Raw genomic sequence first — 16,438 nt, forward strand, 5'->3', positions numbered from 1 at the left:
CAGAGGGATCGCTTGAGACTATGAACCTACAAACACCCAAATCCAGCTTCGGCAAAGCTGACGGAGAAGGATCAGTTCAGGTCCAGCTTGACCCTGCCGATCAGATCAAAGGCGCGAAAGTGTTCGCCGTTTATGGCAAAGGAGGGATCGGCAAATCGACCACCTCTTCGAACCTTTCAGCCGCTTTCAGCAAGCTTGGCCACCGCGTCCTGCAAATCGGCTGCGATCCCAAGCATGACAGCACGTTTACGCTGACCAAAAAACTTATGCCGACCGTGATTGATGTGCTGGAGACGGTTGAATTTCACTCAGAAGAACTGCGCCCCGACGATTACATGTTCGAAGGGTATAACGGCGTGATGTGCGTCGAAGCGGGCGGCCCGCCAGCGGGCACGGGCTGCGGCGGTTATGTTGTGGGCCAGACGGTCAAACTGCTCAAGCAGCATCACCTGCTCGAAGACACCGACGTGGTGATCTTCGATGTGCTTGGCGATGTGGTGTGCGGCGGATTTGCCGCGCCTTTGCAACATGCAGAGCGCGCTTTGGTGGTTGCCGCCAATGATTTTGACAGCATCTTTGCCATGAACCGCATCGTTCAGGCCATCGGAGCAAAATCCAAGAATTACGATGTGCGCCTTGCAGGGGTTGTCGCGAACCGTTCACGCGAAACCGACGAGATTGACCGCTTCTGCGAAGAGATTGGGATGCCGCGGCTGGCGCATTTCCGCGATGTCGATGCGATCCGCCGCTCGCGCCTTAAAAAATGCACTTTGTTCGAAATGGAAGATGCGCCCGACGTGATCCAGGCTCAGGATGAATATCTGCGCCTTGCCGCGATGCTGTGGGCAGGCGTTGAGCCGTCAACAGCCGCGCCGATGAAAGACCGCGACATTTTCGACTTTCTGGGGTTTGAATAATGGCCAGCCGCGTATCAGACACACCTTATACCGAGCGCCGCGAAAAGCTTGCGACCTATTTCGACAGCACGGCAAAGCAGGCCTGGATTGACCTTACCTCTGACGCAAAAGTCAGCGGCATTCGCGCAACCGTGCGCGCCGGACGCGAGGAAATGCGCGAAACTTTGATGGGCTGGTTGCCGCGCGATTTGCGCCGCACACGCGTGCTGGATGCGGGCTGCGGAACGGGCGCTTTGGCAGTGAAAGCAGCGTGCCGGGGCGCAGATGTCACTGCGGTTGATGTCGCAGGCGGCCTTGTCGATGTGGCACGCGGGCGCGCGCAGGGCTTTGTGGGCCATGGCAAAGTGCGCTGGCGCACGGGCGATATGCTAGATCCGGCCTTTGGCACATTTGAGCACACGGTCGCTATGGACTCGCTCATTCATTATGCGCCTGCTGATTTGGTCGATTCCATTGCCGAATTGGCGCAGCGCACCACCCGTTCGATCCTGTTCACATTCGCCCCGCACACAAAGCTGCTGGGCGCGATGCATTCGGTGGGCAAGGTCTTCCCCAAAAGCGACCGCTCGCCCGCTATTGTGCCCGTGGCAGAAACAGAACTGCGCGCGCGGCTTTCCGCTATTCCCGGTTGGTCTATCGGCCGCTCGCAGCGCATCTCGAGCGGGTTTTACAAAAGCCAGGCGCTGGAAATGGTCCGCCACGGATGACCACGCCTGTTCGCCCTCCCTCCCCCTTGACGCAGCTCAGCATGCGCTGGCTCCCGTTTGCCGATGCGGCAAGCGCGGATTTGCCGCTGGAGCGATTGTTGCGGCTCGCGCTGTTTCAGGTGAGCGTTGGGATGGCGGCAGTTCTGCTTAACGGCACGCTGAACCGGGTGATGATTGTCGAATTGTCGGTGCCCGCATGGATTGTCGCGCTGCTGATCGCGGTGCCATTGCTGGTTGCGCCTTTCCGAGCGCTGATCGGGCACAAATCGGACACGCACCGTTCGGTGCTGGGCTGGCGGCGAGTGCCCTATATCTGGATGGGCACAATGCTGCAATTTGGCGGACTGGCGATCATGCCATTTGCGCTGCTTTTGCTGGAAGATCCGGCCAAACAAAGCGTGGGCGTCGTCGCAGCGGCAGCGGCGTTTTTGATGACCGGCGCCGGGTTTCACACCACGCAAACCGCCGGATTGGCGCTGGCCAATGATCTTGCGCCTGAAGACAAGCGCCCGCGCGCGGTTGCGCTGCTTTATGTGATGCTGCTGGTCGGCATGATGCTGTCGGCATTTGTGATCGGCGGTTTGCTGATCGATTTCAGCCCGACCCGGCTGGTGCAAGTCATTCAGGGCGCTGCGGTGCTGACTATGGCGCTTAATGTGGTCGCTCTGTGGAAACAGGAAGCGCGCAACAAAGCCGCCACTGCGCCGGACCGCGAAACCCCGGATTTTGGCCGCTTGTGGCGCGCATTTGTGCGCGATGGCCGCAATGCGCGGCTGCTGACGGCAATCGGAATTGGCGCTGCGGGGTTTGCGATGCAGGATGCTTTGCTTGAACCGTATGGCGGGGAAATCCTTGGCCTGTCCGTGGGCGCAACCACTGGGCTGACGGGCGCCTGGGCACTGGGCGCGCTGGGCGGGTTCCTGGTATCGGGCCGCTGGCTTGCGCGCGGGGGCGATCCTTTGCGCATAGCGGGCGCGGGGCTGGTATTGGGCGTGGCGGCGTTTTTGCTGGTGCTGTTTGCAGCGCCGTTCAATTCATCCGCGCTATTGTTTGCAGGCTCCATCGTCATCGGTCTTGGGCTCGGTTTATTTTCGGTTGGCACTCTGATCGAAGCGATGAATTTGGCCAAAGCCGAGACATCGGGCCTTGCGCTGGGCGCATGGGGCGCGGTGCAGGCGACATGCGCCGGCGCAGGCATTGCTCTTGGCGGGGCGATCCGCGACATCAGCGCGGCAATTGCGCTGTCAGGCGATCTGTCTGCTGCGGTGGCGACCCGCGCGACCGGGTACAGCGCCGTCTATCTCATCGAAATTCTGCTGCTTTTGGCAGCTCTCGCCGCGATCGGGCCGCTTGTTGGCCGGCATCGCAATTCCACCACCGATAACGGGGAAAGCGCCGGTCAGCCGTTTGGCCTGCGCGAATTCCCAACATGATGCGGCCCAAGGGATCAGCCGCCCTACCTCAAGGAAGGACCGTACTATGAGAACCGCCTATATCGTGGGAACTTTCGATGTCGCAGAGCTGACATTTTTCCTGTTTTTCTTCTTCTTTATCGGCCTTGTGCTGTATCTTGCGCGCGAAAGTCGTCGCGAGGGTTATCCGCTCGAAGATGAGAAAACCGGCCGCATTGAAAGCGTGCCGCTGCTCAATGTGGGCGACAAAAAAGTGTTCAAGCTGCCGCATGGCCGCGGGGTTTACGTGCCCGAAGATCAACCGCGCGATGAGCTGAGCAAAATTGCCAATATCCCGGCCAAACAAACATTCAGCGGCGGCGGCGCTCCATTTGTGCCGACGGGCAATCCGATGAAAGACGGCATGGGCCCGGCTGCCTTTACCGAGCGTGCGGATTATCCCGACCTCACATTTGATGGCCGCCCGCGCATTGTTCCGATTGGCGTGAGCCACGAGATAGAAATTGCGCCGGGTGATCCCGATGTGATCGGCTGGCCTGTGGTCGCAGCGGACAAGAAAGTCGCTGGCAAAGTCACCGATATCTGGGTCGATCAGTCCGAGCATCTGATCCGCTATCTCGAAGTGGAAACCAATGCAGGCGACAAAGTGCTTGCGCCCATGTTCGTCGCCTGTGTCGGCGGCAAGGGTCTGCTCACTGGCATCTGGCCTGACAAAGCCGATGAGATCGAGATTGATGCCATCACCGCCGATCAATTCGCTGATGTTCCTCGTCTGGCCACTCCGGGGCAGATCACTCGCCTCGAGGAAGACAAGATCATGGCCTATTTCGGCGGCGGATACATGTATGCAACGGCTGAGAGGGCTGAACCGTGGATCTAACCTCAAAATCCAGCGGCGATGCTGATGGGCGCGTTAATGCGCCTGCCAGCGCGCAGCTGAATGAACCTGATGGCTTTGCCAGCGAAGCCGGCCCCACCGCGCATGGCGACCCGATGGGAACGCCTGCGGCTGATGAGCGGGTCTTGTGGAAAGGACGGCCCGATCCCGCAGTGCTTGCGCGGTCGGCTTTTCACACGCGCAAAGTCGCGGTGTATTTCGCAGTGCTTTCAGGGCTCGCTTTTGCGTTTGGTTCTTTCGAAAAAGCGATGATCGTGGTGGGGCTTGGCGCGCTGGGCGTTGCAGTGCTGACGGGGATTGCGCATCTGAGCGCGCGCACAAGCCTGTATATCCTTACCGATGTGCGGCTGATCCTGCGCATTGGCATGGCGATTGAAACGCGGATCAATGTGCCGCTGAAACATATCAGCGCGGCGGATCTGAAAATGCGCGGCAAAGGTTTTGGCGATATCGCGGTGGACCTTAAGGGTGAGCGGCTGCTTGGCTATTTCCTGCTGTGGCCGCATGTGCGCCCGTTCCATTTCTCGCGCCCGCAACCAATGCTGCGCGGTGTGGCGGATGCTGAAAGCGTGGCGCAAACTCTGGCTGAGGCGCGCGCGCATTACGGCGCGATTGATCGCAATATCAGCGGCGCGCCGGGCGAAGCATCTGCATCCATGGGCGCAGAAACACGGCCGCAGCCTGCCCGTGACCATCAGGCCCTTGACCACCGGTCTGGTCAGGCGCCGCAGCGCGGCAATTCAGGCGGCATGGAAGGGGCACCGGCATGATCGTCAGAACCTTTGACGAAGACGATGACATTGCGGTCCACCGCGTGCCTTTGATGATGATCGGGGCGGTTGTCATCAGCTCAATCGCGCTAACCGCATCTGTAACTCTGGGCTATTTTGATCGCGAAGGCGTGCCTTCCGAAATCCGCGCGGCGCAAGGCACGAAAGAAATCGCGGTCCGGTCCATCCAGTTTTACGATGCGCCCGGCGGGATTGTACGGGTGGAAGATGCCAATAGCGGCATGGTGATCGGTGAATTTAACGCAGGCACTGGCGGATTTGTGCGGCAAACCGCGCGCGCTTTGGTCCATCAGCGCCGCATTCGCGGGATCGGGTCGGAAACGGGCTTTACCTTGGTCGAATGGGACAATGGCGCGCTCACTTTGGGCGATGACACGACCGGCAAAACCATCGAACTTGCCTCTTTCGGCGCAGACAATCGCGCCGTCTTTGCCGAAATGCTGCACGCACAATCTGCGCGCACTGCTTTTTCACAACAGGGAGCCGAATAATGGCGAACACGATGGCTCAGGGATCAGCTATCACGGCGCGGCAATTTGAGATTGGCTGCACAATCACGGTTGAGCAAAGCTCAGAGCATTTTCACGCCCATGTCGATCTGCCCGATGACATTGAAATGGAACCGGGCGACAAAGTGCGCGTGCACGGCGATCCGATTTCCATCCCCTTTGGTTCGCGCGAAGTGTTCGAGCGCACCGCAACCGTCACGCGCGCAGGCCCGCTTGTCCGCGCGCTAACGCGGCTGGCGGCCTATTTCGACCTCGCCGAATTGTACGAAGTCAGCTTTAACGCAGGGAGGATCAAATGAACGCATACAAGCCCATGACCAGCGAAGATGCGATGGCCCTTGCGACCACCGAAACCATGCTGACCCCCCGGTTCTACACCACCGATTACGACGCGCTTGATGCGATTGATGTGTCGAGCGTGCGGGCGGAATGGGACCAGTTGATCGCCGATATGACGGCCGATCCCAACAAGTATCACTTTCGCCAAAAGGCCAATTTCGAAGGCGTGATCGAAGGGTTGGAGCCGGCTTTGCGCAAGGAGTTTACCGATTTTCTGGTGAGTTCGATGACGTCGGAATTTTCCGGCTGTGTGCTTTATGCCGAAATTGCCAAGCGCACCAAGAACCCCGATGTCAAACAGCTGTTCAAGCTGCTCGCGCGCGATGAAAGCCGTCATGCAGGTTTTATCAATGAAAGCCTGAAAGATGCAGGCATTGGCGTTGATCTGGGCTTTCTTACCCGGACCAAGAAATACACCTATTTCAAGCCGAAGTTTATCTGGTACGCGGTCTATTTGTCGGAAAAGATCGGCTATGCCCGCTATATCACGATCTACCGCCATCTGGCCGCCAATCCGCAGCACAAGTTTCACCCGATTTTCGACTGGTTCGAGGAATGGTGCAATGACGAATTTCGCCACGGCGAAGCGTTTGCGATGCTGATGCGCGCTGATCCCAAGCTGCTGGAGGGATCGAACAAGCTGTGGGTGCGGTTTTTCCTGCTGTCGGTTTACGCCACAATGTATGTGCGCGATCATGACCGTCCTGTCTTTCACAAGGCGCTGGGCGTTGATCCGACCGAGTATGATTACAAGGTGTTTGAAATCACCAATCAGATCAGCCGCCAGGTTTTCCCGGTGGAGCTGGATATTGATGATCCCAAATTCCGCGCCCGGATGGAAAAGCTGCGCCTGGCCGCTGCCCGGATCGAAGATGGCAAGGAACAAGGCGGCATTGGCGGAATGGCCAAGCGCATAAGCGGGATTGCAGGCGCTGGATACAATTTTGCGCGGATGTATTTCCAGCGCACCAAATCCAACGCATTGCCGCAATCAATCAGGCTTCAACCGGCATGGTGATTTTGGCGTGGTAAGTTGGAGCGGTCATATCCTGCCGTTTATCGTGGCAGTCGCGATCTGGTTTTTCGCCACGGGCTTGATTGCCTGGGCGGATAATCTTGGCCGCAGCACGTTTTCGCGCAGCCTTATCATTGGCGGTGCGGGCGGGATTGGCGGTTTGATCGTCATTCTGTTTGCTTCGCTGTCGGTATCGGTGAGCGCGGTCTACCTTGCCTTTATCGGCGCGCTGATGGTGTGGGGCTGGCATGAAATCGGCTTTTTAACGGGCGCATCGGCTGGCCCGCGGCGGGAGCAAGCTCAGCCCGATCTGCGCGGCGCGCGCCGGTTTGCCCAGGCCAGCGCAACGGTGCTGCATCACGAGGTCGCCTTGGCGCTGACAGCGCTGCTGCTTATCTCGCTATCGTGGAATGTGCCCAATCAGATCGGCGCGACCGTGTTTGTGCTATTGTTTGGCCTGCGCCTTTCTTCGAAGATCAACCTGTTTGTCGGCGTGCCCAATTCCACATCAGAAATGCTCCCGCCGCATCTCGATTATCTCAAAACCTATTTTGGTCCCAACCGGATGACCGGGCTCTTGGCCATCTCGATCCTCGCTATTGTGGCGCTGGCCGGCTGGTTCGGATCGCTCGCTTTGGCAGCGCCTGTGGGCTCGGCCGAAATGGTGGGAGCCAGCCTTTTGACGAGCCTGTGCCTATTGGGCGCGCTTGAGCATATTTTTCTGGCTCTGCCATTCCGCGACGGGATGCTGTGGGGCTGGGCTTTTTCCAATCGCAAATCATCATCGCAGCGCGGTGCAAGCCAGTCGGCTGCATCCAATTCGCATCCAAACTAACACTTAGAATACCAAGCAGAGGGACACGCCATGGATTACGAAACCTATTTTGCGCAGGCCTTGGACAGTGTGCGCGAAGAAGGTCGCTACCGGGTCTTCACCGATATCAAGCGGCATCGCGGCAAGTTTCCGCACGCAACGCGCTTTATCGGCGAAGACACGCAGGCAGTGACGGTGTGGTGTTCTAACGATTATCTGGGCATGGGCCAGCACCCTTGCGTGCTCGAAGCGATGCACGAAACGCTGGACGAATGCGGCGCGGGCGCAGGGGGCACGCGCAACATTTCCGGCACCAATCACTATCATGTCGAACTCGAAGCGGAACTGGCTGATCTGCACGGCAAAGAGAGCGCGCTGCTGTTCACATCGGGCTATGTTTCAAACTGGGCGGGCCTTGGCACTTTGGCGGGCAAAATCCCCGGCTGCGTCGTCTTTTCCGATGCCTTGAACCATGCCAGCATGATCGAAGGCATTCGCCACAGCCGCGCGCCTTACAAAATCTGGAAACACAACGATCCAGAAGATTTAGACCGGATGCTGTCGGAATACGGCCCCGATGTGCCCAAGCTGGTCGCGTTTGAAAGCGTCTATTCGATGGATGGCGATATCGCGCCCATCGCCGACATTCTCGATGTTTGCGAAAAGCACGGGGCGATGTCCTATATTGATGAAGTGCACGCCGTTGGCCTTTACGGCCCGCATGGCGGCGGGATTGCCGAACGCGAAGGCCTGATGGACCGGATCGACGTGATCGAGGGCACTTTGGGCAAAGCTTTTGGCGTAATGGGCGGCTATATCGCGGCCAGCCGCAATCTGGTTGATTTCGTGCGCAGTTTTGCCAGCGGATTTATCTTTTCAACCGCGCTGCCGCCTGCTGTTGCAGCGGGCGCAGCGGCGAGCATTCGCCACCTTAAAACCAGCAATGTAGAGCGCGAACAACAGCGCGACCGGGTGGAACAGGTGCGCCGCCAGCTGGATATTATGGGCATTCCGCATCTGCCCAATCCCAGCCACATCATTCCTGTGATGGTGGGCGATGCCAAGAAATGCAAAATGATCAGCGACTGGCTGATGGACAATCACGGCATCTATGTGCAGCCGATCAATTATCCCACTGTGCCTGTGGGCACAGAACGGCTGCGGCTGACCCCTTCGCCCGTGCATGATGATGGCGATATTGACCGCTTGGTCACGGCGCTGAGTGAAATCTGGTCCCGGTGCGAATTGGCGCGCGGCCAAATGGCGGCCTGATAACCTGCCTAAGGGTCAGGATATCGCCAGACTATGTGCAGTTTGGGCGAATAAGGGAGGAGCGGATATGCGAACCAGATTATCCAATGGAATGGCCATTTTAGGCATATGCGCGCTTGCAGCCTGCGGCGGTCAGTCAGGTGAAGAGCCCCCCACAAACTCCGGTGCGACCGAGACAGCCCCCACCGCGGCAACCGCGCCCGAGACGCCCGCGCCTGAAGCTGCAGTTGAGGCGGCTGCATTTGCCGATCTGACCGGCGATGCAGCGGCTGGCAAAACCGTTTTTACCAAGTGCATGTCGTGCCACATCATCGAAGACGGCGTAAACCGCGTGGGTCCGCACCTTTATGGCATTGTCGGCCGCGCAGCGGGTTCGGTTGATGGGTTCAACTACACCGCTGCCAATGCAAACAGCGGCATCACGTGGACAGAAGAAACCCTGTTTGATTATCTCAAAGCGCCGCAGGATTACATCCCCGGCACACGCATGGCGTTCCCCGGCATCAAAGACGCGCAAGACCGCGCTGATCTGGTTGCCTATCTCAAAGCCAATGGCGAGGTTTGACCGGGCCAATGTTTAGCTCGAACTGAGTATGGCTAAGCCCTGCAAGAATTAAGCGAGAACAAAAAAAGGGCGGCAAGGTCATCCCCTGCCGCCCTTTTTTGCGTCTTGTAGAGCTGCTTTTTAGATGCCGGCTTCGGCGAACAGTTCTTCGAATGCTTTGCCAGCAAGGCCGGGATGCGTAACACCCTTTGCCGCTTCGAGATTGGCGTCCATGCCTTCGCCTTCAACGATGATCAGACCGATCATGCCAGCGGCGTAATGCGGGTTGCATTTGTAACCGTAAATGCCCGGTGCCGGAATGACATAGGACACTTCTTCATTGATCGCGCCCTGCCATCCGGTGACGCCGGCGGGGATCATTTCGTCAATTGATTGTGATTGGTGAGTGGGATCGGTCGGTTTGAACACGATCGTGTCACCCACTTTTGCGCGCAAGAGGCCGGGCTTGAACACCTGACGACCAGTGTCGGGATCACGCGTAAGCATTTCAACTTCGATGATTGTGCCATTGGCTTCAGCGGCAGGAACCGCTGCCACTTCTTCAGCAGGCTCAGCCGCGGCGGTTTCTTCTGCTGCGGGCGCTTCTGCTGCTGTGTCGTCAGTTGCCGGCGCTTCTTCTGCACCGCCACCGCATGCGGAAAGAGCGATCAGGCTGGTTGCAGCCACTGCGCCCAAAAGAACGTTATGCTTCATAGAAAAATTCCCTTTTGAAATACTCATGATCCCGCAAAAATCCCCTAACCGTTTTTGGACGCTAAGGAAAGCAGCACATTGCGTAGAAAAGCACAGGCAAAGGCTTTGTTCCCTAACCCCCAATCAAAAAGCCAGCAGGCACCGCGCATCGCGCCCGCAAAGCGACCAACTGTTTGCGTAAATCCATCATCTGTCTAAAGGGATGGCCATGGATAATCTGAACCCAAAACCCAAAACACCGCGTCATGCCCGCATCGTATTCTATCTGGCTTTGCTCCTGCCGGTGTATTTCGCGATCGCCGCATTGGGGACCAAGTTTGGTTTGTGGAGCTGGCAAACGGGCCTTTTGTCGCTGACTTTTGGGGCCGGGCTGTTTCTGGTGCCGATTGTCGCGGGCCTCGCGCTTATTTCGCTGTTGATTGTGGTGTTCAAAGCCCCGCGAAAAGGGTGGATCTGGCCCGCGCTTGCAATGGCAATTCCGGCTGTTTTCGTGGTGATGGGCCTGTCTGCGCTAGGAACATCGGCGGGTAATCCCATTCATGATGTGGCAACGGATACGGGCAATCCGCCTGTGTTTTCAGCGCAAACCATGCAGACGCGCAAAGAAGCCGATGCCAATCCGGTGAGCGATTATCAAACTCCGCTTGGTGAGATTTCGACGTATAAAGACGTCGCCCCGCAGCTCGCCATTCAAAGCCATGCTCAGGTCATCACCGAAAACTACGCCGATCTCGCGCCGCTTCCGCTGGGCAGCGCAAGCGCGAAGGATGCCGTCGCTGCGGTGGCGGCTGCGATGGAGGATATCGGCCTATCGAACATCCGGTCCGAAGTGGATGAAGGCCGCGTGGAAGGGGTAGCGGAAACGTTCTGGTTTGGCTTTGAAGATGACGTTGTCGCGCGGATAAGCGAAACGCAGATTGATTTTCGTTCGGTCAGCCGTGTCGGGCAAAGCGATCTGGGCGCAAATGCTGCCCGGATCAAAGCTTTGCGTGAGGCAACAGCGGCGCGCATTGGTCAGCGCTAGGGGCGCTCTCTATCAGCGCTAGGGCTGCTCCTTAAACGTCATCACCGCAAGCGCGCTGCGCTGGATCACGGTGAGCACGCATAAAACGGCATAGGCATAGGCGATCACGCCAAACCATGCAGGCAGCGCGCACATGGCGATAAACACCGCGATGGTTTCGGCCCCTTCGGCAAGGCCAGTGGAATAGAAAAAGCTCTTTTGCCCATGCGCGCTGGCGGTCTCGCCGCGCTCTGCTGCGATCACTGCGAAAGCGAGAAAGCTAACCCCGGTCAGCACAAAACTTGCAACCAATATCAGCGCAGGCAGAGTGTTGTCCGCGCTCAAAAAGCCGAAGCCTGCAGGCACCGATACATAAAAGGCAAAGTCGGCAACGATGTCGAAGTACCCGCCAAGCGCGCTTGGCCCGCGCGCTCTTGCCACCGCGCCATCAAGGCCATCGCACACCCGGTTGGCGATGATGAGCGCAAGAGCCAGCCACAATTCGCCCGCCGCCACCGCGCCCGCCCCGCCCAGCCCCAGCGCGAGCCCTGCAAAGGTGAGCGTGTTCGCGGTAACCCCCATGCCCGCCAGCCAGCGCCCTGCGGCATTGAGCGGCGGGTCAATCAGCGGGCGAAATTTGGCATCGAACATCGCGCAGGCCTTAGCTGCCAAAGGTCACAATACCAATCCACGCGCCTGTCATGGCGCTGGCGATATTGCCCGCTATCCAGCTTTTGATGCCAAGTCCCGCCGCCTCTGCCCGGCGTTCTGGGCACAGCGTGCCGATGGTGGAAACCAGCAGGCCAATGCTCGCCAGATTGGCAAATCCGCACAGGGCATAGGTGACAATCAGCAATCCGCGCGGTGACAAAGTGCCACCGGGCAATGCGGAAAGTTCCAGAAAAGCGACATATTCATTCAGGATCGCTTTGGTCCCCATCAAACTGCCAGCGGCCTGCGCTTCGGCCCATGGCACACCCAGCAGCCACATGAAGGGCGCAAATATCCAGCCGAAAATGCGCTTGATCGATAGCGGTTCGCCATCAACCGGCGGGAATGCAGCCAGGATCTGATCGCCCAATGCCACCAGCGCAAACACCACGATGATGATCGCAATGACGCTGAGGAACAATTGCATGCCGTCCATCGTCCCTTTGACAATCGCATCAATGCTGGATGCATAAGACAGGCTCGGCTCCTCATCTTCATCCGCTGCGGTTTTGGCCCCGTCACCCGGCACCATCAGCTTTGCAATCAGCAGAGCGGCGGGCAGAGAGACCAGTGAAGCGGAAATCAAATGCCCGGTTGCCCCTTCGCCCAGCACGCTTTGCAAAGTGCTGGCATAGAGCACCAGCACCGCGCCGCTTATGCTGGCCATGGTGAGCGTCATCACCTGAAACAATTCTGCCCGGCTCATTTGCGCAAAATAGGCGCGGATCACCAGCGGGCTTTCCACGACGCCCAAAAACAGATTGGCCCCGCCCGAAAGGCCGACAACGCCGCTTACCCCCAATGTCCGTTGCAGCGCGAGCGAGAGGCCTTTCACCAGCCAGCGCAGCACGCCCCAATGCCACAACAATGCAGCAAGCGCAGAAAACACGATCACCAAAGGCAGGATCTGAAAAGCGATAACAAGCGGCTGATCAGCCCCTTGCTTCACTTCAAACGGCAAAGGCGCACCGCCCAAATAGCCGAACATATAAGACGAACCCGCCAGCGCCGCCTGCTCCACCGCGCGCACGCCTGCATTGGCCGCTTTCATCGCGTCCCAAACAAACGGCACGCGCACAATCACCAGCGCCAGGGCCGCCTGCATCGCCAATGCGCCACCAATCCAGCGCCAGCCGGGGCGGCCTGCCCGATCCTCGCTCAGCCCCCAGGCAAGCAGGCACAACAGACCGATGCCGAAGAAACCGCGAAATTGATCGAACAGCTCCACAATGCGCGCGCCTTATCCGCGCATCCAGCTGTGATATTTCTCCACCAATGCCAGCAGCTTTTCAGGCTTGCGCGCTTTCTTCCATTCCCCTGCGGCGAATTTGTTGCCCTCTGCCATGGTAGGATAGGGATGGATGGTGCCAAGGATCTTGTTGAGGCCCAGACCGTGCTTCATCGCGAGCGTGTATTCCGCCAGCATCTCGCCCGCATTATGGCCGACAATGGTTGCACCCAGGATTTTGTCTTTGCCCGCTACGGTCAGCACTTTGACAAAGCCTTTTACCTCGTTTTCGGCAATCGCGCGGTCCAGATCATCGAGATCATAGCGCGTCACATCATAGTCGATGCCCTGCTCCTCGGCTTCCCTCTCGTTAATCCCAACACGCGCGATCTCAGGATCGAGGAATGTAACAGCAGGGATGACGCGGTAATCGGCCTTGAACTTTTTGAACTGGCCAAACAGCGCGTTTACGGCCGCGAACCAGGCCTGATGCGATGCGGTGTGCGTGAACTGAAACGGCCCCGCGACATCGCCAGCGGCAAAGATATTGGGGAATTTTGTGGCGAGAAATTCATCGGTTACCACGGTCTTATTGGTGTCAACGCCAAGCTTTTCGAGGCCATAACCGCTTAGCCGGGCCGCCCGGCCCACCGCGACGATAAGCGCATCGAATGCGGCAGCAGTGCCGCCCGCATCACTTTCGGTGATGACTTTCCCGCCAGCGACTTTCACCGCTTTGTGCCCGGTAAGGACAGTAACGCCCGCCTCTTCCAAGGCCGTTTTGGCAAGGGCGGAAACCTCGGCGTCTTCGCGGCCCATGATCCGGTCAGCCATTTCGATCTGAGTGACGTTTGATCCCAGCCGCGCAAGGCTTTGTGCGATCTCGCAGCCAATCGGACCGCCGCCAAGGATTGCGACACGCGCAGGCGGGCTGTCCATTTGCGCAAAAGCATCCCACATCGTGTCAGACGTGAGATAATCGCTATCTGCGAGCCCATCGATCGGAGGGACAAATGGCGCAGCCCCTGCCGCGATCACAATAGAGCGGGTCGTCAGCCGCTGTGTTTCGCCATCATTGCGCGCGATCTCTACCGTCCACGGATCAATGATGGTGGCGTATCCCATCACGCAGTCCACACCCAGGCTTTCATAGCGTTCCACGCTGTCATGCGGCTCAATGGTTTTGACCGCGTCCATCACGCGCGAAATGGTGTGTTTGAAGGGGACTTTAGGCTCGTGCGCTTCAAGCCCATACTTGTCCGCATTGCGCATTTGGGCGGCAACTTTTGCGCTTTTGATCAGAGCTTTGGAAGGGACACATCCAGTATTCAGGCAATCGCCGCCCATCTTGTGCGCTTCAACCAGAGTCACTTTTGCTTTGACGGTGGAAGCAATCAGCGAAGACACCAGCCCCGCCGCGCCTGCGCCGATCACCACCATATTGCGGTCATAGGTTTTGGGCCGGGTAAAGCCTTTATAGACCTTGCGCCGTTTCAAAACGCCGATGATAAATTTCGCAATCCACGGAACAATGGCGAGCAGCACCAGCGACCCGATCATCACCGGAGACAAAATGCCATCCAAACTATCCAGCTGCGCCAATTGTGTGCCGGCATTCACATAAACCGCTGTGCCCAGCAGCATGCCCAATTGGCTGACCCAGATGAATGTCATCGTTTTGATCCGCGTCAGCCCCATCACCAGATTGATGACGAAAAACGGGATCACAGGGATCATCCGCAAAGTGAACAGGTAGAACGCGCCGTCGCGTTCAAGCCCTTCATTGATGGATTTGAGCCGCTCACCAAAGCGTCCCTCAATGCTGTCGCGCAGCACGTAACGCGATGAAAGAAAAGCCAAAGTCGCACCAATGGTCGACGCAAATGATACGAGGACCAAACCCGTTACAAGCCCGAACAAAGCCCCCGCGATCAAAGTCAGGATGGCAGCGCCGGGCAAAGAGGCCGCGGTCACTGCGATATAGACGAGAAAGAACACCACCAGCACCAGGCCCGCATTTTCCGCGCGAAACGCCTCAACCTCGGCAATGGTGCTGGAAATACCTTCGGCCGACAGCCGCTCGTTCAATCCGAAATAGAAAAACGCCGCGATCATGGCCGCCAGCGCTGCGATAATGGCAATCTTCTTCATCGGCTAAAGCCCCTTATGCGCGGTTGGTTCGCTGCTTTTGATGGCTTTGTTACAGCCCGGTTTTTATGGTCGCGGCGTATCGCGCGATCCAGCGTTTGTCGATCCATGCTTTCAGCCGGGCAAGCCTGCGCCCCTTCGCCGCAAATTGTCCATAAGCGGCAATCGCCTCGCCTCGTCCGGTGGATAGCAGGTAAAGACTTGCCGGGCGCGGACGATAAGAACGGCGCGGGTTCTTGCCAGCAAGGACGCGGCGCAAATTGGCAGCGAGAACCGGTCCTGTGTGCACCGCATGAACGCCCGAATGCGGCACCGCGCAATCCATCCGCGCAGCGACATCGCCAGCAGCGAAGATATGCGGATGCGAGGTAGATTGTTGATGTTCGCCCACGGCAATAAAGCCTTCCTCATCCACCGCGAGCCCTGCCGCGCGCGGCCAATCCGGCGCGCCCGATCCGATCGCCGCGATGATGATATCGCGCGGTTCGAGTGACTGGCCCTCAACCATAAGATCGCCTGAAGAAAAGTTTGCATCTCCATGGATCAATTGCATTTTTTGTGCAGATAACTCTTCGCAAACCAAACGCCGGGCCGCGTATGACAAGCCCGGCAACAGCCCATCGCTGCCAACGACCAATTGGATGTCAGGCGCTTTTGAAACGCCTTTCGCATTGCGCAGGGCAAAGGCAAGTTCAAACCCCGCCGCCCCGCCGCCGATCACGGCGATTTTCAGCGGCTTGTTGGCGGGCTCAGCCAAGGCAGCGGCTGTTTTTTCGACAAAGCGGCCAATGGGGCGCACATCAATCAAACGCGGATCATCACCCAGAACTTTGGCCGCTTGCCCCGCGCCGCCTGTATCGAACGAAGCGATATCAAATGTCAGCAGACCATGATCCAGCGTCAGGATAGAGCGCGCCTCTGGATCAAGCGCGACGCAGCGATCAAGCACCAATTGTGCCCCCGCCGCCCGCGCAAGCCCGGCAAGGTCAACGCACGCATCATCGCGCTTGTGTTCGCCCGATATCCAGCCCGGAACCATGCCCGAATACCGCAAATATGGCTCAGGCGTGAGCAAAACCGCGCGGCTGCATGGCAAACCGTTTTTGGCCCAATCGGCCAGAACAGCCACATGCGAATGCCCGCCGCCCACCAGAATGATCGGGCTTTTGTCCCGGCTCATCTTAGCCGGCCCACAAGCCATGCTGGAAAGGATAGGATTAGGGATTTATCGCAGGCTGTCATTGCGTGACCCGCGTGATACAATAATCCGACAATCGCAATGATAACTTTCCAAGTCACTTGCAGGAACCGCAAGCGCGGTTACTCGTTCAATTGTCAGCAAAAGGGCGGAATTGTTTTGATTTCGGCCTTACGCCCGCGGGGGTCACGGGTGAACGCGCGAATGTGATTGCATAT

The 16,438-nt window shown here is 58.1% G+C and carries 17 protein-coding genes; 12 read left to right on the forward strand and 5 right to left on the reverse strand.

All coding sequences use genetic code 11. The annotated features are described in order from the left end of the window. The first annotated feature begins 20 nt into the window (after window positions 1–20). The 11 genes from bchL (at window position 21) to AC0V6L_RS02300 (ending at window position 9,239) form a co-directional block, all read left to right on the forward strand. Window positions 21–917 carry a ferredoxin:protochlorophyllide reductase (ATP-dependent) iron-sulfur ATP-binding protein gene (gene bchL, locus AC0V6L_RS02250; protein ID WP_486152733.1) on the forward strand — a complete coding sequence of 299 codons (897 nt, stop codon included), beginning with the start codon at window positions 21–23 and terminating at the stop codon, window positions 915–917. After that, a complete protein-coding gene (gene bchM, locus AC0V6L_RS02255) occupies window positions 917–1,624 on the forward strand; it encodes a magnesium protoporphyrin IX methyltransferase (protein WP_486152735.1) in 708 nt (235 codons plus the stop codon). The genes bchL and bchM overlap by 1 nt, the downstream gene beginning before the upstream one ends. Further along, window positions 1,621–3,057, forward strand: a complete 1,437-nt coding sequence (locus AC0V6L_RS02260; protein WP_486147740.1) for a BCD family MFS transporter — start codon at window positions 1,621–1,623, stop codon at window positions 3,055–3,057. The genes bchM and AC0V6L_RS02260 overlap by 4 nt, the downstream gene beginning before the upstream one ends. Window positions 3,058–3,103: 46 nt before the next feature. Continuing rightward, complete coding sequence (gene puhA, locus AC0V6L_RS02265; RefSeq protein WP_486147742.1) at window positions 3,104–3,916, forward strand: photosynthetic reaction center subunit H; 813 nt, start codon at window positions 3,104–3,106, stop codon at window positions 3,914–3,916. Beyond that, window positions 3,907–4,704 (forward strand): photosynthetic complex putative assembly protein PuhB, encoded by a 798-nt coding sequence (puhB, locus tag AC0V6L_RS02270; RefSeq protein ID WP_486152737.1) that lies wholly within the window; start codon window positions 3,907–3,909, stop codon window positions 4,702–4,704. The genes puhA and puhB overlap by 10 nt, the downstream gene beginning before the upstream one ends. Further along, complete coding sequence (gene puhC / locus AC0V6L_RS02275; protein WP_486152739.1) at window positions 4,701–5,216, forward strand: photosynthetic complex assembly protein PuhC; 516 nt, start codon at window positions 4,701–4,703, stop codon at window positions 5,214–5,216. The genes puhB and puhC overlap by 4 nt, the downstream gene beginning before the upstream one ends. Then, window positions 5,216–5,533 (forward strand): hypothetical protein, encoded by a 318-nt coding sequence (locus AC0V6L_RS02280; protein WP_486152741.1) that lies wholly within the window; start codon window positions 5,216–5,218, stop codon window positions 5,531–5,533. The genes puhC and AC0V6L_RS02280 overlap by 1 nt, the downstream gene beginning before the upstream one ends. Then, entirely contained in the window at window positions 5,530–6,591 is a 1,062-nt protein-coding gene (gene acsF / locus AC0V6L_RS02285) for a magnesium-protoporphyrin IX monomethyl ester (oxidative) cyclase (protein ID WP_486152743.1), read from the forward strand. The genes AC0V6L_RS02280 and acsF overlap by 4 nt, the downstream gene beginning before the upstream one ends. Before the next feature lie 7 nt (window positions 6,592–6,598). Continuing rightward, a complete protein-coding gene (gene puhE / locus AC0V6L_RS02290; protein ID WP_486152745.1) occupies window positions 6,599–7,423 on the forward strand; it encodes a putative photosynthetic complex assembly protein PuhE in 825 nt (274 codons plus the stop codon). A 30-nt stretch (window positions 7,424–7,453) separates the two neighbouring features. Beyond that, window positions 7,454–8,674, forward strand: coding sequence for a 5-aminolevulinate synthase (hemA, locus tag AC0V6L_RS02295; protein ID WP_486152747.1), 1,221 nt, complete (start codon window positions 7,454–7,456; stop codon window positions 8,672–8,674). A 67-nt stretch (window positions 8,675–8,741) separates the two neighbouring features. Continuing rightward, window positions 8,742–9,239 carry a c-type cytochrome gene (locus AC0V6L_RS02300; protein WP_486152749.1) on the forward strand — a complete coding sequence of 166 codons (498 nt, stop codon included), beginning with the start codon at window positions 8,742–8,744 and terminating at the stop codon, window positions 9,237–9,239. A gap of 120 nt (window positions 9,240–9,359) precedes the next feature. Here the strand turns inward: AC0V6L_RS02300 and AC0V6L_RS02305 are convergent, their stop codons facing one another. Further along, window positions 9,360–9,932 (reverse strand): pseudoazurin, encoded by a 573-nt coding sequence (locus AC0V6L_RS02305; protein WP_486152751.1) that lies wholly within the window; start codon window positions 9,930–9,932, stop codon window positions 9,360–9,362. A gap of 208 nt (window positions 9,933–10,140) precedes the next feature. On the opposite strand from AC0V6L_RS02305, the gene AC0V6L_RS02310 reads away from it, so the two are divergent. Further along, window positions 10,141–10,956, forward strand: a complete 816-nt coding sequence (locus AC0V6L_RS02310) for a DUF1499 domain-containing protein (protein WP_486152753.1) — start codon at window positions 10,141–10,143, stop codon at window positions 10,954–10,956. An 18-nt stretch (window positions 10,957–10,974) separates the two neighbouring features. Here the strand turns inward: AC0V6L_RS02310 and AC0V6L_RS02315 are convergent, their stop codons facing one another. From AC0V6L_RS02315 to AC0V6L_RS02330, 4 genes are read right to left on the reverse strand one after another with little or no spacing between them, the layout of a single operon-like run. Continuing rightward, a complete protein-coding gene (locus AC0V6L_RS02315; protein WP_486152755.1) occupies window positions 10,975–11,586 on the reverse strand; it encodes a CDP-alcohol phosphatidyltransferase family protein in 612 nt (203 codons plus the stop codon). Between the two features lie 10 nt (window positions 11,587–11,596). After that, the gene (locus tag AC0V6L_RS02320; protein WP_486152757.1) at window positions 11,597–12,874 is read right to left on the reverse strand and encodes a NupC/NupG family nucleoside CNT transporter; all 1,278 of its coding nucleotides are present in this window, start codon (window positions 12,872–12,874) and stop codon (window positions 11,597–11,599) included. A gap of 12 nt (window positions 12,875–12,886) precedes the next feature. Further along, a complete protein-coding gene (locus tag AC0V6L_RS02325) occupies window positions 12,887–15,025 on the reverse strand; it encodes an FAD-dependent oxidoreductase (protein WP_486152759.1) in 2,139 nt (712 codons plus the stop codon). 49 nt (window positions 15,026–15,074) lie between these two features. Continuing rightward, entirely contained in the window at window positions 15,075–16,202 is a 1,128-nt protein-coding gene (locus AC0V6L_RS02330; protein WP_486152761.1) for an FAD-dependent oxidoreductase, read from the reverse strand. Window positions 16,203–16,438 lie beyond the last annotated feature (236 nt).

The sequence above is a fragment of the Erythrobacter sp. JB1-15 genome, assembly GCF_057365035.1.